Below are 20584 nucleotides of genomic sequence, written 5' to 3'. Positions count from 1 at the left end.
TAGGGGTTATCAAGGCAGACCGTCGACGTGCGTAGCCAGCCACTGCTTACCGTCTTCAGATTTAACGTAGGTATCGATATCTACTGGAATAATTTTGTTGGCTGGCGGGGTTTTGTTAATGACATTCATGGTTTGCACGAAAACGGCATTGCCCATTTTCTTGCCGGAAATATCCACGACGGCTTTCAGCACCTGATAGCTTTGCAGCTCCTGAGCGATCTCCGTCGTCATATCAGAGCCAAACACGGCGATCTTACCCACTTTACCCTGATTACGAACCGCTTTGACGGCCCCCAGCGTCGCACCGCCAGACTCACCCATAATGGCGTCGAGGTCAGACGTGGAGATAATCAATTTCTCGCCAACTGAGATGGCTTTATCAAGAACGGTGCCTTCCTGATTCGCGACGATTTGCATATCAGGAACGCGAGCCTTCAGCGCCGCTTCAAAACCTTTCCGCCGCTGTACGCATACTTCAAATGCTTCACAGTTGATGACCGCAATTTTCGGCGCGCTGATTTTATTGGCAATGAAATAATCGGCTGCGGCATCACCAAGTTTTTTGCCGAACTCTAGCGGGTCGCCGACCAGATAGGCAGAGACATATTTATCTACGCCTTTCTCATTGATGCATGTGTTGTAACAAATCACCGGAATACCGGCTTCACTGGCCCGACGAACCGCACGGCTACTGCCGTTTTCTGAGACAGCGGAAAGAATGATGGCGTCTACGTTACGCGCAACCAGCGTATCGATAAATGAACTCTCTTTAGAGATATCGCCCTGGGCGTTGGTTTCAATCAGTTGGATTTTCGACTCGGTGCTTTTTGCTGAATCCTGAACCCCCTGCCGGACGCCAGCATAATAGCCCTGCGTATCAAGGTAGATGGCCCCAACGGTGATCTCTTTTTCTGCGCTAAGACCTGGGAATGAAATACTCAACAACGTTAACAGTAAACATGAAAAAAATGAGACTGCTTTGTTTTTAGACATACGTGCCTCCTGTAGGGTCAGGCATTTATTGTTGTTTAATTCCGGCGGCAGATGGGCATGCCGCCGAACGATTTCACATATTCTAAACATCTCAGGAAAAGCGGCGGGTCAGGCCGCTCAAAGATTACAGTAAACACTCTTTAGTTAATGAGGTGCAGTACAAACGGCATTGCCTTTCGGAACAACGCTGCTTTTGCCCAGGCTGGATTCAGCATTTCTAGTTCGGAAAGCGCCTGTTCGTATTGCGCTCCCCCCCCTAATCCTGCCGTTGCCAGAGTGCGCACAAACAAACATTTCTCCTGATGTTGTTTTTGGATATCGGCATATAACGCCAGCAGATCCGGCTGAGATACCGCGAAGAAATCGGCCTCGATTTGCGCAGTTTCCATATGCTGAACCCACTGCAACATTTCAGTGAAAAGCTTTTCACTGGCCAGGCGATCGCCGAGCACCCGCAGAGCTACGCCTTGCCAGAAGAGATAGTCCACCGGCTGATCGTTGTAATAGCTATGAATATTGATCGTCCGGTCGCCCAACGCCGCCTTGTGGAAACATTCGACAGCACGCTCTTCCATCCCCTGCTGTCTGGCGCAGACTCCCAGCCAAAACCAGATATCGTTATCGGTCTGTCCCGGTAGCCGCCCTTCGCTAAGGTTATCCGGATAGTGCAGTGCCGATAACAGCAGCGCTTCTGCCTGCTGCGGTTGCTGCTGGTGGATATGCTGCCAGGCACGCAATAGTTGGTTGATAACAAACTGGCTGGTTACTTTTCCTTCACCGCCTTCCCAGGGGTGAAATTTACGCGAGGAGAGCACGCTGGCCGCCTGCTCAGTTTTCCCGGTAAGATGCCAAAGATGCAGCAACTCCGCAGTTAAATCGTCACGCTTCAACGCCGTCGCGAGATGGGCTTCTAGCCGGGAAAGACGTTTTTCCGGCTCCGTCGCGGTCAACTTATCCAGCAGATCGCGTTCAAAGAGCAAACGCGCATCTTCCGACTGCTGAGCGCAGGCTTTATCCAGATACGTTGCCGCTAGATCAGTATTACCTTGCTTATTCCATGCATGAATTGCCAGCCCTCGCCATGCATCGGCAAAATCAGGAGCCATTTCAACGCAGCGATGCCATAGACGAGTCGCTTTCTCATAGTTACGGCGACTATAGTGGAAGCAGGCGAGCAGGTGCTGAGCAAAATAGCACTCGGTGATATTCTCCAGCGCCGCCACTTCCACCAGCAAATTGGGGAAACGCACAAAGTCAGGAAATACCTCGCGAGCGCGATTTATCAGCGCAGTGCGCTCATTCCCCTCGCTCAGGCTGGCTTGTAAATAGAGCGGCAACGTTTTCAGACAGTTAAGCCTGGCCAGCACGGCCTTCGCCCGGTTGGCCATTCCCCAGCTCAGCAATAATCCGGCAGTTTGCAGGGCGTTAATATCCCGCGACTGGCAGACGCCAACCCATTGCGCGTAATCCGGCTCCGCTTCTGATAGCGTCGCCTTTATCCACCAGAGCGTGGGATTCAGAGGATAATCGCGCAGCAGTTCCTCGACGTGCTGCTGTGCCTCGCGGCGACGCCCAGTGAGATGCAGTAACAAGGTTTCCAGAGACAGCACGTCCTGGTTAGTCGGGCACGCCAGCAGGCTTTGCCGACAGAAACTCAACGCATCGTCATAACGCTCGTTTCGCGTAGCCAGCCTGGCAAGCCCATAATATCCACCCGCTTTGCTGTTGCCGCTCCACACCGCACGCCAAAAATCCTCTTGTGCATCGTGCCATTGCTGTAGACGCTCTCTGGCACTGGCGCGGATCATGCTGGCCTGGCCGCACTGGGGGTTTTTATTCAATTGATGGGCACGCGTCAGCGCCCGAGTCGCATAATCGATAGTTCGTGGGTAGTCTGCGCGATTATATTCCAGCATCGCCAGCGCCAGGTTGCAGCGGTAATCCTGTGGATCCAGTTCAATGCCGCGAAGGTAATAGTCGAAAGGTGAACGGCTGGCGTGGTGATACTGCTCCAGGTGCTGACCAATAAACCACGCCTCATCGACGCTGTTTATCTCGCCCGCGCTTAACGGCGTTATCGCCACTTCTGGCAACGGTAATTCCTGCGGTTGATGCTCCTGATAACGCAAAACGCACTTGCCATAACTATCGAGCAATTCCATCGTCAGGCGAGCAGGATCGATACCGGCTAGCGCGCCCTGAACGGCGGCGCATGGCGTCAGCTCAATCATTTCATCCAGCAGCGGATGCGGATTGCCCTCTTCACGAAGGGTAATACGATGTGCGGTAAGAGGAGAAATGGCATAGACGCCCCATGCTATGCCGCCGTCTTCGCGTTGCAGCTTAATCACCGCATCACGTGAAGCGTTCTGCACCATGCCCAGTGAATGGTAAGGCAGGAAATATTGCTCGAAGCGTTTTTCTTCAAACGGATCGAGCCAGGTAAAGTCAGGCTGGTTGTCGGCAAAAATACCGGTCATCAGTTCGATATAAGGCCCGTTCTCATCGGTCAGATTTTTATCCCATGCCTGGCCGAATTCGCTATAGCCCCAGCTCCACTGCTTTTTCCCCGGCGCAATGTGATGATCCGCGACGTGCAGTAGCCCGCCATTTTCATCATGGCACCAGGCGCCGACAAAATCGTACTCTGATTTTTCAGCCATGTAGGAGGTCGGGACCGGGACGTTCTTATAGCGTGAGATATCGACGCCAGCCGAGTAGTCCACCTTGTAATAAGTGCCAGTGGCGATCGGGAAGGCTGAAACCGCACGTTTGCCGTGATCAAATACCGCAGTCACATCCGGCGGGAATACGCTTTGATGCCCGTCGCCGCCTTTCACCGCCGGATTCGCCCACCATAAGAAATGGCGCGGGGTAGCATTGTTGTTGTAGACCCGGCTGCCAATTTCCAGCGCCGCACGCTCCGGGCGCAGCGTAAATCCGGTCATTACCTGCAGCCCATGCATCGGCTCTGTCTCGCCAACCCAAACGGTTTTTGAACCATCATCATTTTCGCTAATGGTAAAGTCCACCGGCATATAGGTCGTCGGACGATGGTGCTGCGGCCAGTTGAACTCTATTCCCCCTGAGATCCATGGGCCAAGCAGTCCCACCAGAGCAGGTTTGATGACATCATTGTGATAAACGAAATCGCGCTGTCTGACCTTATCCCAGGCACGATGTACGCGCCCCCCTAACTGGGGCAGAATCATGACCTTGATATAGTCGTTTTCCAGCCATACGGCCTGCCAGGCCTTCAGCGTTTTATCCTCGCTCAGCGTATCCGTCACACCATAGGGATACACTGCCCCGGAAGACCCTTGATAAACCCGATTCTCCAGAAACATGGGGTGAGTATCCTGCGCCCCCGTTTCATAGGTTGGAATCTGTACCGTTTCCTGCCAAACGTTTACTGAACTCATAATGCCCTCAAAGTTAACAAGACATACTGAAGTGAAATAATGAGAGCAGTTTAATAGACAGAATCACGGCTTTTACGCACAATAATCACGCAATTTAGTTAACAAGGTTTAGTTTATGAAAGCCTGCATTAACAATCAGCAAATTCGCCATTACAACAAAGGCGTACTACTGGAATACCTGTATCGCAAGAAACGGGCTAGTAAATCGACACTCGCGCGGCTGGCGCAAATCTCTATCCCTGCGGTCAGTAATATTCTCCAGGAGCTGGAGGAGGAAGGACGCGTCGTTAATGTACAGGACGATCGTCTGTCGCGCGGGCATAGCAGCGGTGCCTGGCTTATCGCGCCCGATGGCGACTGGACATTGTGCATGAATATCACGCCAACCAGCATCGAGTGTCAGCTTGGTAACGCCTGCCTGAGCGCGAAAGGTGATGTGGAATACCATGCCATTGATGCCCCAACCCCTCAGGCATTGTTGGCTGCCATTGAGAAATGCTGGCATCAGTTCCGTAAGCATTGGCCAAATCGCAAAATCAATCTGGCGCTGGCGGTTCATGGACAGGTTGATGCGGGAACGGGAGTCTCACAAACCATGCCGCAGGCTCCCTGGAAGCAACCCGTGGAGATGAAATATCTGCTGGAGGAAAAGCTCAATGTGCGCGTCATGGTCGATAACGACTGCGTGATGCTGGCGCTGGCGGAAAAATGGCAAAACGACGGGCAGTACCGGGATTTTTGCGTGATCAACGTTGATTACGGTATTGGCTCCTCATTCGTTATCAACGACCAGGTCTGGCGCGGTAGCCTTTACGGCAGTGGACAAATCGGCCACACGATTATCAATCCTGATGGTGTGGCCTGCGACTGCGGGCGATACGGCTGCCTGGAGACCGTGGCCTCCCTCAGCGCCTTAAAAAAACAGGCAAGGATGTGGCTTAAAACACAGCCCGACCTCGCGGATAATCCGGAAGCGCTCACCATCGATGCTTTAATTGAAAAATGGCAGCAGGGTGATTCCCGGCTGCATACATGGGTTGAGGACTCGGCAAATGCCATCGGGCTTAGCCTCTACAACTTCCTAAATATATTAAATATAAACAATATCTTATTGTACGGTCGCAGCTGCGGCTTTGGCGAGGAATGGCTAAATACCATCATCAAACAAACTGGTTTCAATCCGTTTGATCACCGTGATGCCCCGCGAACCCGCGCTACCCAAATCGGCTTTGGCAAGCTGACCCGCGCACAGCAGCTAATGGGGATCGGTTATCTGTACGTTGAGGAGCAGTTACAAACGCTGCGTTAATCGCGAGCGGCGCGTGGCGGAGCGCAAAATTGTGTATTACGTTTAAATCACACGTCTCTCATAACGAGCTGATTATGAACACACTACGCTATTTTGATTTTGGCTCTTCCCGCTCCCTACTGCTGTTGATTGCCCGTATCGCGGTGGTGGTTCTGTTTATTCTTTTTGGCTACCCAAAACTGCTGGGCTTTAGCGGTACGGTGCAATATATGGCTTCATCCGGCGCGCCGATGCCGACGCTGGCGGCGATTATTGCCATCATTATGGAAGTCCCGGCGGCCATTTTGATTGTGCTGGGCTTTTTCACCCGACCGCTGGCGGTGCTCTTTATTTTTTATACCCTGGGCACGGCGGTTATTGGCCATCATTATTGGGATATGTCCGGCGATGCGGTACTGCCGAATATGATTAACTTCTGGAAAAACGTCAGTATTGCCGGAGCCTTTCTGCTACTGGCGATAACCGGGCCTGGCGCTATTTCACTCGACCGACGTTAATCCCCCAGACGCAAAAAAGGCCGCAATCGCGGCCTTTTTTTCGCTTTAAACAACTCAGCGTTATGCGTAAACCGGGAAGCGAGCGCAGATATCCAGCACTTTACCCTTCACGCGCTCAATGACCGCTTCGTCATTGATATTGTCCAGCACATCGCACATCCAGCCAGCCAGCTCTTTCACTTCCGCTTCTTTAAAGCCGCGACGAGTGACCGCCGGAGAACCGATACGGATACCGGACGTCACGAACGGGCTCTTCGGATCGTTCGGTACGCTGTTTTTGTTGACGGTGATGTTGGCACGACCCAGCGCCGCGTCAGCTTCCTTACCGGTCAGGTTTTTGTCGACCAGATCCAGCAGGAACAGGTGGTTTTCCGTACCGCCAGACACCACTTTGTAGCCGCGGTTCAGGAACACTTCCACCATCGCTTTAGCGTTTTTCGCAACCTGCTGCTGGTAGACTTTGAACTCTGGTTCCATCGCTTCTTTCAGCGCCACGGCTTTCGCCGCGATGACGTGCATCAGCGGGCCGCCCTGAGCGCTTGGGAATACGGCTGAGTTCAGTTTTTTGTACAGCTCTTCGCTACCGCCTTTCGCCAGGATCAGGCCGCCGCGCGGACCCGCCAGGGTTTTGTGGGTAGTCGTGGTGACAACGTGAGCGTGCGGAACCGGGTTCGGGTAAACATCAGCAGCAATGAGACCGGCAACGTGGGCCATATCAACGAACAGGTATGCGCCAATGCTGTCTGCGATTTCACGCATTTTTGCCCAGTCAACCACACCGGAGTAAGCGGAGAAGCCGCCGATAATCATCTTCGGTTTGTGGGTCTGCGCCTGCTTAGCCATGTCCTCATAGTCAATTTTACCGGACTCATCGATGCCGTAAGGGATGATGTTGTAAAGTTTACCGGAGAAGTTAACCGGGGAGCCGTGAGTCAGGTGACCACCCTGCGCCAGGTTCATACCCAGAACGGTATCGCCCGGTTGCAGCAGCGCGGTGTAGACCGCGAAGTTAGCCTGAGAACCGGAGTGCGGCTGAACGTTAGCGTAGTCAGCGCCGAACAGCTCTTTTGCACGGTCGATAGCCAGTTGCTCAACGATATCCACGTATTCGCAGCCGCCGTAGTAGCGCTTGCCCGGATATCCTTCAGCGTATTTGTTGGTCAGCTGAGAACCCTGCGCCTGCATAACACGCGGGCTGGTGTAGTTCTCGGAGGCGATCAGTTCGATGTGCTCTTCCTGACGTACTTTTTCCTGCTCCATAGCCTGCCACAGTTCGGCATCATAATCGGCAATGTTCATTTCACGCTTTAACATCCGCATCTCCTGACTCAGCTAACGATAAAATTTCGGCCTAAAAAGGCGGTCCAATCGGACAACGGCCCACAGTATAACTGAATCATTCTGTGATAACAGGTCTTGACAAATGATTTTACGCAAACGATTGGCTCCGCATTACACAAGGCTTTGAGCAATAACGTTCCTGAGATTATCAACGGATTTCTTTTCAGGTTTGTGATGCAAATAATTCATGTTGTAACCACCTTACGGCAAAGTGTTAAAGAACCATTTACAAAGCAGGGTTATTTTTATAAGATGCATATAAAATACATCATTAAAATAACTCATATAAGGAAGCTGCTATGCTCGACGCCCAAACCATCGCAACGGTGAAAGCCACCATTCCCCTGCTGGTTGAAACCGGTCCAAAGCTGACCGCCCATTTTTACGATCGCATGTTTACGCATAACCCTGAACTCAAAGAAATTTTTAACATGAGTAACCAGCGCAATGGCGATCAGCGTGAAGCACTGTTTAACGCGATTGCTGCCTATGCCAGTAATCTTGAGAACCTGCCCGCCCTGCTGCCGGCGGTCGAGAAAATTGCTCAGAAGCACACCAGCTTCCAGATCCAACCAGAGCAGTACAATATTGTCGGTACCCATCTGCTGGCCACCCTGGACGAAATGTTCAGTCCGGGCCAGGAAGTGCTGGACGCCTGGGGCAAAGCTTACGGCGTGCTGGCCAACGTCTTTATCAATCGTGAAGCGGAAATCTATAGCGAAAGCGCCAGCAAAACCGGCGGCTGGGAAGGGACCCGTGCGTTCCGCATCGTGAAGAAAACCCCGCGTAGCGCACTCATAACCAGCTTTGAATTTGAACCTGTCGACGGCAGTGCCGTAGCTGAATATTATCCAGGCCAATATCTGGCGGTCTGGCTGAAGCCGGAAGGTTTTCCGCATCAGGAAATCCGTCAGTACTCCCTGACCCGCAAGCCTGATGGTAAGGGTTACCGCATTGCGGTGAAACGTGAAGATGGCGGTCAGGTGTCGAGCTGGCTGCATCACTCAGCCAAAGAAGGGGATGTGATTTATCTGGCGGCACCGGCAGGAGATTTCTTCCTCAACGTCGCTGTGCAAACGCCGGTCACGCTGCTCTCCGGCGGCGTCGGCCAAACGCCGATGCTGGCGATGCTGGATGTGCTGGCGAAAGCGCAACATCCGGCGCAGGTTAACTGGTTCCATGCCGCAGAAAACGGTGACGTTCACGCCTTTGCAGACGAGGTAAAAGCGCTGGGGGCAAGCCTGCCGAAGTTTACTTCTCATGTCTGGTACCGCAACCCGAACGAAGCAGACCGCCAGGCGGCACAGTTTAATAGCGAAGGTTTGATGGATTTATCGGTACTGGCCGACAAGCTCAGCGACCCGCAGATGCAGTTTTATCTGTGCGGCCCGGTGGCGTTTATGCAGTTTGCCGCGAAGCAGTTGGTTGAGCTGGGCGTAAACAGCGAGAACATTCATTACGAGTGCTTCGGCCCGCATAAGGTGCTGTAAGCCACTTTAAATGGCGGGCCGGGAAACCGGCCTGTCAACGTCTCTACCCTACTTTCGCTACCGACTGTCTGACGATCAGGTCTGCGGTCAGGCGCTTAACGCTCTTGGTTCTCTTTTCTTTGTTTTCAATTTTAGAAATCAACAATTTGGCTGCGGTCAGACCCAGTTGATATGCAGGCTGCTTAATGACCGTCAATGGTGTCGGGAAAAAGCTTGCCCACCTGGGGTCATCAAACATCAGAAAAGAGATATCTTCCGGAACCGCCAGACCGCATTTGTAAATAGCAGAAATAACCCCTTCACCAATAAAATCGTTAGCCGCAATAATGGCGGAAGGTCTGTTTTTACCCGTCAGAAAATTGATGACCTCACTGCTGGTTCTGGACTGTAACTTATCCGTGTCTTTAACCAACAAAACGTCGTGGGTAATATTTGAATCGGCTTCCGCTATTGCGCTTTTAAACCCACTCAAGCGCTCATCAAATGTAGTAATCGCTAAATCACCGGTACAGTAGAGTATGTTTCTGTGTCCCTGGCTGATGAGATAGTTGGTTGCGAGCTTCATGCTTTCATGGTTGCTAATCAACACCTGGTCGCTTGAATCGAGGCCGGACAGGCGGTCAACTTCAACGATCGGCAGATGTGCCAGGGGTCTGATGTTATTTATCGATTGATGCGTCGGGACAATGATAAGCCCCTGAAGCATATTGCTTTTTAGCAAATCGATGAGCTCACGCTCGGTATTTTCATCTTCTGAGGAAGTGCCAAAAATAACGGTATAGCCATTATCAATTGCCACTTTCTGGATAGCAGTGATGATTTCACCGTGAAATAAGTTAGTAATATCGGAAACGATCACGCCAATCGTTTTCGACTCACCGCTGCGCAGTTTTCTGGCTATAACGTTAACCTCATACCCTACTTCCTGCGCTGCGAGTAACACTTTTTCTCGGGTCTCTTTGGTCACCAGTCCCGAATCGCGCAATGCTCTTGAAACAGTAGAGTTAGATAAATTAAGTTTTTTAGCGATATCTGCAATGCTTGCCATATTTCTCTCTTAAGACGATCCGTCGTTCTTTTCACCCATTGACCCTGGGGCCTACGCCAGGCCATTCACGTATTCTGGCACGCCCCTTGAGTCCTGACATCCAATTAAACCCTCTAGCTATTCAATAGGTTACTTCACATACCTGTTTTCTGGCAATTCCTGTCGCCCTGAACCAAGAAAGCTCTCACCTGGATGACGATCGCAATCTGTGATCGTTCTCTCTTTTTGATCTTCTCTCGCCAGGCTAGAATGCCCACAAATGACAACGTTGTCATTTTAAAATAAAAGCCAAAACCAGAGAATCTAATACGTAAAAACAATTAGATAACACAACATAAGTGACAATTTAAAAACGTTAAAAGACAACGTTTTCATTAATCAGGAGTATTGAAAATGATCACCATCCCATTGATCGAAGCCACAGCAGAAAACCTGGCCCCTTACGCCAAACTCATCGGTTTACCGGCAAACAGAACCCCCTCTGTTGACCGTACCGACATCACTTACTTTCACGATGTCTGCGATGCCAATGACTTCACCGAAATACCGGTCGCCAGCTTCCTGAAAGCAAAACCGCACCCCTTCACGCTTGCCAATATTGAACGCCATATGCAGACCGAAGAGGCCGTTATCCCCTTGACCGGCGAGAGCGTAATCGTCCTCGGGCCAGTGGGTGAATTTGATATCAACAAACTGGTCGCCATCCACCTTGATGGCTCTTACGGCATTATCATGCGCCGCAACGCCTGGCACTTTGCCCCGTATCCCCTGCATGGAGAAAACGCTACTTATATGCTGTTGTCCGGCCGCCACACGCCTGACGATATCGAAGTGCTGGATATTGATACGGTGATTGTGCCCGAGGTGAAAAAGGGGGAGTACACCAATGCTCCATGCTAAACCTTCATGCCTGTTAGCCTGCGAAATCCTCTGGGACTGCGTTGAATGCCACCCTCCTCAACAGGGTGGAGCAACCCTTAACGTGGCTTATCATCTGCAAAAATTAGGCTGCAGAACGGTCCCGGTATCCAGCGTGGGTAGCGACAAGCTCGGCAACCAGTCGCTCAGCATCATTAAAAATGACTGGCGCTGCGATGTCAGCGAAATCAAGGTTCTCAAGGATGTGGGAACGGGGATTGTGGATGTCAAAATTGATACAGCAGGCGATGCCTCCTATGACATTCATACTCCCGCCGCCTGGGACTACATTAGCATCAGCCACAATGCGGAAAACCTCGCCAGCAGCGCCTTTGTTTACGGGTCTGTCGCTTTGCGTAGCACGTTCAACCAGAAATCCTTTGCTGATTTTCTGCAAATATATCAGGGACTAAAGTGTTTTGACGTTAACTTACGCGAAGGACAAAACGATATTCAGATTGTCGGTGAGTTTTTACAGCGAGCGGATTTCATTAAGTTAAACGAAAGTGAACTGGACAAGATTGCCCGCCATTTCAATATTGTGGCTGAAAAAATCGAAGAGCAGATATACGCGCTGGTGGACATTATTGGCGACAAAATTATCTGTATCACCCGAGGGGATAAACACCCGGTTCTCTACCGGGAAGGACATATTTACTCAGGACAAGCTATCCGGGTAAACGTTAATAACACGATCGGTGCCGGCGACGCATTCTTCGCGGCGATGATCAACGCCTTAATTAATCCAGAGTTTGAACCCATCGCAGCAATGTATAAAGCATCTACATTAGGATCATGGGTTGCCACTAAAGAAGGCGCGCAGCCGGAATATGACAACGATATTATAGAAAAACTTTTTAACGACCAGGCGGTGCTGTGATGAAAAAAACAGGATTGTTCGTTTCTCCAGATGGTAATAACCAATTCAAGATATTTTGCATCATCTCTATGCTGTTTCTTGTTCTTGGATTCAGCACCGGCATGATCGATATCCTTAATAAACACTTTCAAAACACGCTAGGGAAGGTGCGAATAAGCAGGTCATTTCTTCCCAAGCTGACTCGCTGATTAAAATTTCGCGGATCTGGGCCGATTTTTTTCCCGCAAACACATCGAATCAGCCTATTTAGGCTATTTTTTCCACCATTTCTGGCGTTATTTCCGGTTTTTACTGAGATCTCTCCCACTGACGTATCATTTGGTCCACCCGAAACAGGTTGGCCAGGGTGAATAACATCGCCAGTTGGTTATCGTTTTTCAGCAGCCCCTTGTATCTGGCTTTCACGAAGCCGAACTGCCGCTTGATGATGCGAAACGGGTGCTCCACCCTGGCACGGATGCTGGCTTTCATGTATTCGATGTTGATGGCCGTTTTGTTCTTGCGCGGATGCTGCTTCAAGGTTTTTACCTTGCCGGGACGCTCGGCGATCAGCCAGTCCACATCCACCTCGGCCAGCTCCTCGCGCTGTGGCGCTCCTTGGTAGCCGGCATCGGCTGAGACAAATTGCTCCTCTCCATGAAGCAGATTACCCAGCTGATTGAGGTCATGCTCGTTGGCCGCGGTGGTGACTAGGCTGTGGGTCAGGCCACTCTTGGCATCGACACCAATGTGGGCCTTCATGCCAAAGTGCCACTGATTGCCTTTCTTGGTCTGATGCATCTCCGGATCGCGTTGCTGCTCTTTGTTCTTGGTAGAGCTGGGTGCCTCAATGATGGTGGCATCCACCAAAGTGCCTTGGGTCATCATGACGCCTGCTTCGGCCAGCCAGCGATTGATGGTCTTGAACAATTGACGGGCCAGTTGATGCTGCTCGAGCAGGTGGCGGAAATTCATGATGGTGGTGCGATCCGGCAGGGCGCTATCCAGGGATAATCGGGCAAACAGGCGCATGGAGGCGATTTCGTACAGGGCATCTTCCATGGCACCGTCGCTCAGGTTGTACCAATGCTGCATGCAGTGAATACGCAGCATGGTCTCCAGCGGATAGGGCCGTCGGCCATTGCCCGCCTTGGGATAAAACGGCTCGATGACAGCGGTCATATTCTGCCATGGCAGAATCTGCTCCATGCGGGAGAGGAAAATCTCTTTTCGGGTCTGACGGCGCTTAGTGCTGAATTCACTATCGGCGAAGGTGAGTTGATGGCTCATGATGTCCCTCTGGGATGCGCTCCGGATGAATATGATGATCTCATATCAGGAACTTGTTCGCACCTTCCCTAGAGATCACCAAAGCGAAGTCGGCGCTTATTCAGTTCGCGAACTATATTAGCTATTTCTTCGTCGCTATTCCTGCGGGGATCCTGGCACAGCGCTATGGTTATAAATCCGGCATAATTATCGGACTCGTGCTGATTATGTGCGGTACCAGTACGTTTATGCTGGCGACGGTGCATGGTGAGTATATGTTCTTTCTTACCGGTATTTTCATCCTCGCGGCTGGGCTGACCTTTATCGAAACCATTGCCAACCCTTACGTCATTGTCCTCGGGAATAAAGACGGCGGAGCGGCAAGGCTTAACATATCGCAATCCATCGCCGGTCTGGGCCTGATCTTTGGCCCACTGATTGGCGGCCATTTTGTCCTTTCTGCGACCGGGGAAGTTTCTAAGACTAACGACGGGTTATTCATACCCTATCTGGGGATTTTCCTCGCGGTGACCCTGATTCTATTGGTCTTCTTCAGAACCAAAGTCCCCGAAGTTGTACCTGAAGCAGATGAGCGAATCAACGCGAGCGAGAAACCCTTTTGGCAGCTACCGCATTTTATTTTCGCCGTCATCGCCCAGTTCTTATATGTCGCGGGGCAGACGGGAATCTTCAGTTTCTTTATCAACTACGTTGTCGAACACTCACCAGCCATGACGCTGAGTCTCGCCAGTATGTTACCTTCGACATGGACCTGGAACGCGGGAAGTTTCTACCAAATTACCGAACGCGGCGCGTCGCAGATCCTGGCCTTCGGCGGATTCGGGCTCTTTATGATTGGCCGCCTGACCGGAGGAATGCTGCTGAGTAAAATTAAAACTCAGGTTGTTCTTTCAACATTTGCCCTAATCAACTCCGTGCTGATGGTCATTATCATTTACTCAGATGGTTATCTGGCGACCATTTCTTTAGTACTTAGTTTTTATTTTATGTCGATCATGTTCCCGGCTATTTTCTCACTCGGTATTGCGGGCCTTGGCGGACAAACCAAAAAAGCCTCTTCAATTATTGTTATGTCTATCGTGGGTGGTGCCGTTATGCCGATGATCATGGGGGCTATTGCCGACCATTACGATATGGCTACCGGATTTATTATGCCGCTAATCTGCTTTGTATTCATTTTATTTTATGCCTTAACCTGGACCAGGTTATATCGTGGGCAACATGTTGAAATCGCGACCAGTCACAAATTAGTAAAATAAAATTCATTTTAATTAATCAGGAATAACTCTATGAAAATCTATATTGATACTGCCGATCTTAATGAAATAAAGCTGCTTGAGGAGAATTTACCGCTGGCTGGCGTAACCATGAATCCCAGCATCACGGCGAAATCAGGTATTGCGCTATCGGTGCTTATTCCGCAAATTCGCGCCGTATTGGGTAAAGACAGAATGATATTCGCCCAGGTTATTGCCTCCGACTGCGCAGGTATGGTGGAAGAAGCCCGTCGCCTGAGCGCAATGGATGAGAATATTGTCATCAAAATTCCCGTCACATCTGAAGGTTTGAAAGCGATAAAAAAACTGAAAGCCCATCAGGTCAGAACGCTGGGAACCGCCGTCTATACCACCACCCAGGGATTGTTAGCCGCGCTGGCTGGTGCAGAATATGTCGCACCCTATTTCAACCGCATTGAAGCGCTATCTGGCAACGGTATTGAAATTGTCAGCGCCCTGGTTAAGGCGCTTGCCTTACATGCCCCGCACTGCAAAGTGTTTGGCGCCAGCTACAAAAACAATCAACAGTTCCTTGATTGCCTGCTGGCAGGCTGCGAGTGCATCACGCTGCCCACTGATCTTGCAAAAAATCTCCTACAAAACCCAGCTGTCGATGCTGCCGTCGCCCAGTTTCAGCATGACTGGCAATCCGCTTACGGAAGCCTTGCCATTAAATAATCAGCGTTTCAATCAAGGAGAAGATAATGAGCGCAAAAATCATTCAGTCGCCGGGTAAATATATTCAAGGGGCCGGGCTTTTAAGTTCGGTTGCAACTTATGTAAAACACCTTAACGCAAAATTTTTAGTTCTTGGCGATGCCTTTGTTCTGGGGTTAACGCAGGATCGGCTTAGCACCAGTTTTGAAGAGGCAAAGATCGCCTGCCAATTTTCGACGTTTAACGGTGAGTGTTCGCGCAGCGCCATCACTGCTATTCAGGCTGAAGCCGAAGAAAATCAGTGCACGGCGATTATCGGTATTGGCGGTGGGAAAACGATCGATGCAGCAAAATCAGTCGCGTACTACCTGAATTTGCCGCTGGTCATTATCCCGACGATTGCTTCTACCGATGCGCCGTGCAGTTCCTGGTCCGTGCTCTATACCGATGATGGTGAATTCGACGCTTACCTCGACCTGCCTTTCAACCCAACGCTGGTACTGGTGGATACGCAGATAGTCGCCAATGCGCCTGCACGGCTACTGGCAGCAGGTATCGGGGATGCGCTGGCGACCTGGTTCGAAGCCCGAGCCTGTTTGCAAAGCTCGGCCACAACGATGGCTGGCGGGCACCCCACCGTCGCCGCAACGGGTATTGCCAGACAGTGTTATGAGACGCTGCTTGCTGATGCCAAAAAAGCCTTGCTCGCCGTCGAGCGCAACGTGGTAACCGAAGCCGTAGAGCACATTGTCGAAGCGAATACTTATTTAAGCGGCATAGGTTTTGAGAGCGGTGGCCTGGCGGCGGCCCACGCTATCCACAATGGTTTTACCGTATTAGAAGAAACACATACGATGTATCACGGTGAAAAAGTGGCATTCGGCACGTTAACCCAGCTGATGTTGGAAAATGCGCCGACTGAAGAACTCAATACCGTTCTACAGCTGTGCATTGATGTCGGTCTGCCGGTAACGCTCAGGCAGTTGAACGTCACTGAAGATATCGAAAATAAGATGCGTAAAGTTGCCGGACTGGCCTGCGTGAAGGGAGAGACGATTCACAATATGCCGTTTAAAATCACTGAGGATAGCGTTTATGCGGCCCTGCTGGCCGCCGACAGCTATGGATCTGCGTTTATCAAGGCAAAAGCATAACTGAACGCCATTGACAGAGACAAACAGCCCCGGTCGCATGATACGACCGGGGCTGTTTGATAACTTAGTTTGAAAACTTAAATCGCTTCGTCGTCTTCTTCACCGGTACGAATACGAATCACGCGCGCAACGTCGAAGACAAAGATTTTGCCATCGCCAATTTTGCCCGTCTGGGCCGTGCGGATAATGGTATCGACGCAGGTATCGACGATGTCATCGGTAACGACAATTTCGATTTTCACTTTCGGCAGAAAATCCACCATGTACTCCGCGCCGCGATACAGCTCGGTGTGCCCCTTCTGACGGCCAAAGCCTTTCACTTCCGTTACCGTCATTCCGGTGATGCCGACTTCGGCCAGCGCTTCACGCACGTCATCCAGTTTGAATGGTTTAATAATCGCATCAATCTTTTTCATGGTTTTCCTGTCTTAGAGCCTATCCCATTAAGGCTATTTTACTTGCCATTTTGAACCTGGGCAGTGCTCAAAATCCTCACGTACTACGTGTACGCTCCGGTTTTTCCGCGCTGTCCGTGTTCAAACTGCCTGCGACAATAACGCCTACTGGGATAGGCTCTTAATCGCGTAACCGGTTGCTAACCGTATCATAACTTGCGTCATGTTGCGGAGCTACTCTTTAAAGTCGTTGGCTTCGAGCTCGTGGCGCGACAGCAGCTTATAAAACTCCGTGCGGTTACGCCCCGCCATCCGCGCCGCGTGCGTGACATTACCTTTGGTGATTTGCAGCAGCTTGCGCAGGTAGTTCAACTCAAACTGATTACGCGCCTCAACAAACGTCGGCAGCGCGGTATTCTCCCCCTCCAGCGCCTGTTCCACCAGCGCATCACTGATCACCGGCGAGGAAGTCAGCGCCACGCACTGCTCAATCACGTTCACCAGTTGGCGTACGTTCCCTGGCCATTTGGCGGCCATCAGCCGCTTCATCGCATCTGTAGAGAACGCGCGGACAAATGGTTTGTGGCGATCGGCGGACTGGCGCAGCAGATGGTTAGCCAGTAGCGGGATATCTTCCGTGCGATCGGCCAGCGGGGGAATTTTCAGATTCACCACGTTCAGGCGATAAAACAGGTCTTCACGAAACTCACCGCGGGCCATCGCTTTCGGCAGATCGCGGTGGGTAGCGGAGATAATCCGCACATCAATATCAATATCGCGATTGCTACCCAGCGGGCGTACTTTGCGCTCCTGCAGGACGCGCAACAGTTTCACCTGTAGCGCCACCGGCATATCGCCTATCTCATCAAGAAACAGCGTGCCGCCTTCGGCTGCCTGAAACAATCCCTCACGGCTGCTGACCGCGCCGGTAAAGGCACCGCGCGCGTGACCAAATAGCTCCGATTCCAGCAGTTGTTCGGGCAACGCCCCGCAGTTAATAGCGATAAAAGGTTTATCGTGGCGCGGGCTGGCGTTATGAATAGCCTGGGCGACAATCTCTTTGCCGGTGCCGCTTTGGCCGTTAATCAGCACGCTCACGTCCGATTGCGCCACCATCCCGGCCTGCTCAAGCAAGCGCTGCATCAGCGGGCTGCGGGTGACAATCGCCTGACGCCAGCGCTCGTCGGTGGTCGGCGCGCTCTGCTCCAGCGCATCGTCGATAGCTTTATACAGCGCGTCTTTGTCCACCGGCTTGGTCAGGAAGCTGAATACGCCCTGCTGAGTCGCTGCGACGGCATCAGGAATGGAACCGTGCGCGGTCAGGATAATCACCGGCATCCCCGGCTGGACCTTCTGAATTTCACTGAACAGCTGTAGGCCGTCCATCTCGTCCATCCGCAGGTCGCTGACCACCAGATCCACTTTCTCGCGGCCCAAAATACGCAACGCCTCCGGGCCGCTTTCGGCAGTGACCACACGATACCCTTCGCTGATAAGACGCATCCCCAGCAGCTTCAACAAGCCCGGGTCGTCATCTACGAGCAGCAGATGGGCGGGTTTACGGATCGTCATGAATCACCTCCGGGACTTTCTCGCTGCCGTGCCCGGCATCAGAGCTGAAATTGCCTCCTGGTTTACGACTGGAGAGCTGGCGCTCAATGTCGGTGAGGTTTTCCAGCTTACGGGTGGTGAGCTCAAGCTGGCTGCGTAACTCCAGCTCCTGCTGGCGCAGCGCCTCAAGCTCGGCATCGCTGGATTGCTGCAATTTGGCGTAGCGGGAACGCTCATCAACCAATTGAAGTTGTCGGCCCTGGCCTTCGCGCCAGAGCTGATAAAGCGGGCGTACCTGTGCAGCGATTTGCGGGCTGAAAGTATCCAGACGATTCACCAGCGCCCGGCGTTCATCTGGCGTAATTTTGGCATCCGCCAGCAAAATGCCGCGCTTAAAAGCATCCTGCCAGCTGTCATCATTATGCAGCTTAGCTTCCGCACGCGCCTGCGCCGGGGCCAGACGATCTGCACAATCGATCCCCCGCAACCAGTAGAGCGGGTTTTTATCGCTGGTCTCGTTTTTCAGATTCCAGATGTCGGCGCACTCTACCGAGAGAAAATCGGCGACCTGATGCTGCGGCAGCGCGGAGAGCGTTTTACCATCCGCGGCCTGTGGTGATGTGGAGGCGGAACATCCCGCCAGCGCCAGGCAAGAAATACCTGACAGCAGCCATCCCCTAAGAGGACGGACAAATGCGAAGAAGTGGGACATATTCACCCAATATTAATTTATGCGTTGTTTTTTCCAGGCTCAGCGGCGGGCAGCGTGATACGAAAACAGATAAGCCCAGATTTATCATCCACCAGGCTCAGCTCGCCCTGCATTTGCCGTACACAGTCACGAGCGATGCTTAGCCCCAGACCGCTGCCTTTTACCGCCCCTTTACGCTGGTGGCTTCCCTGATAAAAAGGCTCGAAAATCATCTGTTTTTCCGCAGGCGGGATCGGCTCGCCATTATTGATAACGTCAATGCGCACCTGCTCGCCGTGCCGGTAGCTATGAATACGGATGTTACCGGATTCAGCACCATAGTGCACCGCATTGGAATAGAGATTATCCAGTACGCTCACCAGAAGTTCGGGCTCCGCCAGGCAGAAGCGCTCGGTGAGCGTCAATTCGGTTTGCATCATTTTAGCTCTTGCCGGCAGGCTATGGGCGGAAACCACATTGTCCACCAGCTCAGCGAGATTGACCGTCTCGCGTGCAACCGGGCCATCGGCCTGCTGCCGGTTGTAATCCAGCAGTTGTTCAATCAGCTTTTGTAGATTGCGGCTGCTACTATCCAGAATCTCCACGATCTCCTGCTGTTCGGGCGTTAACGGCCCGGCCACGCGGTCAGCGAGCAGCTCTGTCCCTTCACGCATGCTGGCCAGCGGCGTTTTCAGCTCATGGGAAAGATGGCGCAAAAACTGATGACGCTGGGATTCCAACCAGGCAAGGCGTTCGCTCAGCCAGATAATACGTTTGCCGACGGATCGCAGCTCTCGCGGGCCGGTAAACATCGCGGCATCATCCAGCGATTTTCCTTCACCCAGCCGATTAATCATTCTCTGAATACCTTTCACCGGGCCGATAATCATGCGGGTGAAAAGCAGCACCAGGGCCAGGCTGAGCAGAAACAGAACCAGCGCCTGCCAGCCGAAGAACTGGCCGCGTTCGGCAATCTCCTGTTGTAGCTGCTGCCCGCGAGAGTAGACCACCGTTCGGGTCGCCTGGACCATATCGCTGTTGGCAGCGGCAAAAGCTTCCAGGCTGGCGGCAGATTTCACCGTCGGACCGCTATTTTTGCACTGGAGTTCCGCCAGTTCGTCGAGATCCTGACGCAGCACCTGCCAGATTTTTTCGTCCGGCAGAACCCCCGCGTGAGCATCAAGCATTTCACTGTAGCGCTTACGCTGATTTTGATAGACCCGCGCCAGGGTTGGATCATCCAGCACGCAATACTGCCGGTAGCTGCGCTCCATCTCCAGCGCAGCATTGATCATCGCCTCGCTGCGCCGGGCGTCGATAAGCGTGGTGCGATTGATATGCGCCGCCTGCGCGCTCAGCGCGTTAAGGCTTTGCCACGCCTGCCAGGCCAGAACCAATAGCGGGAGCAGGATCAGCACAAAGGAGAGCGTGACCAGTTGGCGCAGTGAACGGGGAAACAGGGAGAGTCGCTTCAAGGATATCGTCTCAATCATTAGCTCACTACGATGCTACCTGAATATACCCAATATACTCTATGGATTTTGAGTTACAGGAAGGCGGCAAAGCTGAGAATCCCCGGGAGCTTACTCAAGTAAGTGACCGAGGTGAACAGATGCGGCCAACGCACCTATAGCACAAAAGACGACGAGTATAATAAAGCCAGGCTACAAGAGCCTGGCTTTATTAAGCAAT

The 20584-nt window shown here is 52.0% G+C and carries 18 protein-coding genes; 8 read left to right on the top strand and 10 right to left on the bottom strand.

Translation table 11 applies throughout. The annotated features are described in order from the left end of the window. Nucleotides 1-9: 9 nt before the first annotated feature. A complete protein-coding gene (locus HV213_RS08160; protein WP_181485316.1) occupies nt 10-993 on the bottom strand; it encodes a substrate-binding domain-containing protein in 984 nt (327 codons plus the stop codon). A 140-nt stretch (nt 994-1133) separates the two neighbouring features. Continuing rightward, entirely contained in the window at nt 1134-4415 is a 3282-nt protein-coding gene (locus HV213_RS08155; RefSeq protein ID WP_181485315.1) for a DUF5107 domain-containing protein, read from the bottom strand. A gap of 115 nt (nt 4416-4530) precedes the next feature. On the opposite strand from HV213_RS08155, the gene HV213_RS08150 reads away from it, so the two are divergent. Both HV213_RS08150 and HV213_RS08145 read left to right on the top strand, forming a co-directional pair. After that, nucleotides 4531-5724, top strand: coding sequence for an ROK family transcriptional regulator (locus HV213_RS08150; protein ID WP_181485314.1), 1194 nt, complete (start codon nt 4531-4533; stop codon nt 5722-5724). Between the two features lie 74 nt (nt 5725-5798). After that, nucleotides 5799-6221 carry a DoxX family protein gene (locus HV213_RS08145; RefSeq protein WP_112215502.1) on the top strand — a complete coding sequence of 141 codons (423 nt, stop codon included), beginning with the start codon at nt 5799-5801 and terminating at the stop codon, nt 6219-6221. Between the two features lie 60 nt (nt 6222-6281). Here HV213_RS08145 and glyA read toward each other — a convergent pair whose 3' ends face one another. Next, the gene (glyA, locus tag HV213_RS08140; RefSeq protein ID WP_112215441.1) at nt 6282-7535 is read right to left on the bottom strand and encodes a serine hydroxymethyltransferase; all 1254 of its coding nucleotides are present in this window, start codon (nt 7533-7535) and stop codon (nt 6282-6284) included. 326 nt (nt 7536-7861) lie between these two features. Here glyA and hmpA point away from each other — a divergent pair, with 326 nt between their 5' ends. Next, nucleotides 7862-9052: an NO-inducible flavohemoprotein gene (hmpA, locus tag HV213_RS08135; RefSeq protein ID WP_181485313.1), complete on the top strand. Its 1191-nt coding sequence runs from the start codon at nt 7862-7864 to the stop codon at nt 9050-9052. A 43-nt stretch (nt 9053-9095) separates the two neighbouring features. On the opposite strand, the gene HV213_RS08130 is transcribed toward hmpA, so the two are convergent. Further along, a complete protein-coding gene (locus HV213_RS08130) occupies nt 9096-10100 on the bottom strand; it encodes a LacI family DNA-binding transcriptional regulator (RefSeq protein WP_181485312.1) in 1005 nt (334 codons plus the stop codon). Between the two features lie 393 nt (nt 10101-10493). Between HV213_RS08130 and HV213_RS08125 the strand changes: the two genes are divergently transcribed. Together HV213_RS08125 and HV213_RS08120 are read left to right on the top strand one after the other, a co-directional pair. Further along, nucleotides 10494-11000 carry an ureidoglycolate lyase gene (locus HV213_RS08125; protein ID WP_181485311.1) on the top strand — a complete coding sequence of 169 codons (507 nt, stop codon included), beginning with the start codon at nt 10494-10496 and terminating at the stop codon, nt 10998-11000. A gap of 82 nt (nt 11001-11082) precedes the next feature. Beyond that, nucleotides 11083-11898: a PfkB family carbohydrate kinase gene (locus HV213_RS08120; protein ID WP_181485310.1), complete on the top strand. Its 816-nt coding sequence runs from the start codon at nt 11083-11085 to the stop codon at nt 11896-11898. Between the two features lie 127 nt (nt 11899-12025). On the opposite strand, the gene HV213_RS33550 is transcribed toward HV213_RS08120, so the two are convergent. Then, the gene (locus HV213_RS33550; protein ID WP_327021786.1) at nt 12026-12205 is read right to left on the bottom strand and encodes a hypothetical protein; all 180 of its coding nucleotides are present in this window, start codon (nt 12203-12205) and stop codon (nt 12026-12028) included. Continuing rightward, nucleotides 12187-13167: an IS5-like element ISKpn26 family transposase gene (locus tag HV213_RS08115; RefSeq protein WP_000019445.1), complete on the bottom strand. Its 981-nt coding sequence runs from the start codon at nt 13165-13167 to the stop codon at nt 12187-12189. Before HV213_RS08115 ends, HV213_RS33550 begins: the two co-directional genes overlap by 19 nt. A gap of 53 nt (nt 13168-13220) precedes the next feature. Here HV213_RS08115 and HV213_RS08110 point away from each other — a divergent pair, with 53 nt between their 5' ends. From HV213_RS08110 to HV213_RS08100, 3 genes are read left to right on the top strand one after another with little or no spacing between them, the layout of a single operon-like run. Continuing rightward, nucleotides 13221-14426, top strand: a complete 1206-nt coding sequence (locus HV213_RS08110; protein ID WP_228288596.1) for an MFS transporter — start codon at nt 13221-13223, stop codon at nt 14424-14426. Between the two features lie 30 nt (nt 14427-14456). Next, nucleotides 14457-15122, top strand: a complete 666-nt coding sequence (locus HV213_RS08105; RefSeq protein WP_181485309.1) for a transaldolase family protein — start codon at nt 14457-14459, stop codon at nt 15120-15122. 26 nt (nt 15123-15148) lie between these two features. Beyond that, on the top strand, nt 15149-16255 hold the full coding sequence (locus HV213_RS08100) for a glycerol dehydrogenase (RefSeq protein WP_181485308.1): 1107 nt from the start codon (nt 15149-15151) through the stop codon (nt 16253-16255). A 77-nt stretch (nt 16256-16332) separates the two neighbouring features. On the opposite strand, the gene glnB is transcribed toward HV213_RS08100, so the two are convergent. From glnB to HV213_RS08080, 4 genes are all read right to left on the bottom strand, one after another. Next, nucleotides 16333-16671 (bottom strand): nitrogen regulatory protein P-II, encoded by a 339-nt coding sequence (gene glnB / locus HV213_RS08095; RefSeq protein ID WP_041146740.1) that lies wholly within the window; start codon nt 16669-16671, stop codon nt 16333-16335. 213 nt (nt 16672-16884) lie between these two features. Next, nucleotides 16885-18222 (bottom strand): two-component system response regulator GlrR, encoded by a 1338-nt coding sequence (glrR, locus tag HV213_RS08090; RefSeq protein ID WP_181485307.1) that lies wholly within the window; start codon nt 18220-18222, stop codon nt 16885-16887. Then, nucleotides 18209-18913, bottom strand: coding sequence for a two-component system QseEF-associated lipoprotein QseG (gene qseG / locus HV213_RS08085; protein WP_181485306.1), 705 nt, complete (start codon nt 18911-18913; stop codon nt 18209-18211). The genes glrR and qseG overlap by 14 nt, the downstream gene beginning before the upstream one ends. A 17-nt stretch (nt 18914-18930) precedes the next feature. Further along, nucleotides 18931-20367 (bottom strand): sensor histidine kinase, encoded by a 1437-nt coding sequence (locus tag HV213_RS08080; protein ID WP_181485304.1) that lies wholly within the window; start codon nt 20365-20367, stop codon nt 18931-18933. Nucleotides 20368-20584 lie beyond the last annotated feature (217 nt).

Source organism: Klebsiella sp. RHBSTW-00484 (assembly GCF_013705725.1).
GTDB lineage: Bacteria > Pseudomonadota > Gammaproteobacteria > Enterobacterales > Enterobacteriaceae > Klebsiella.
Note: the sequence above shows the minus strand (reverse complement) of the source record. Positions and strands in the feature narration are given on the sequence as shown.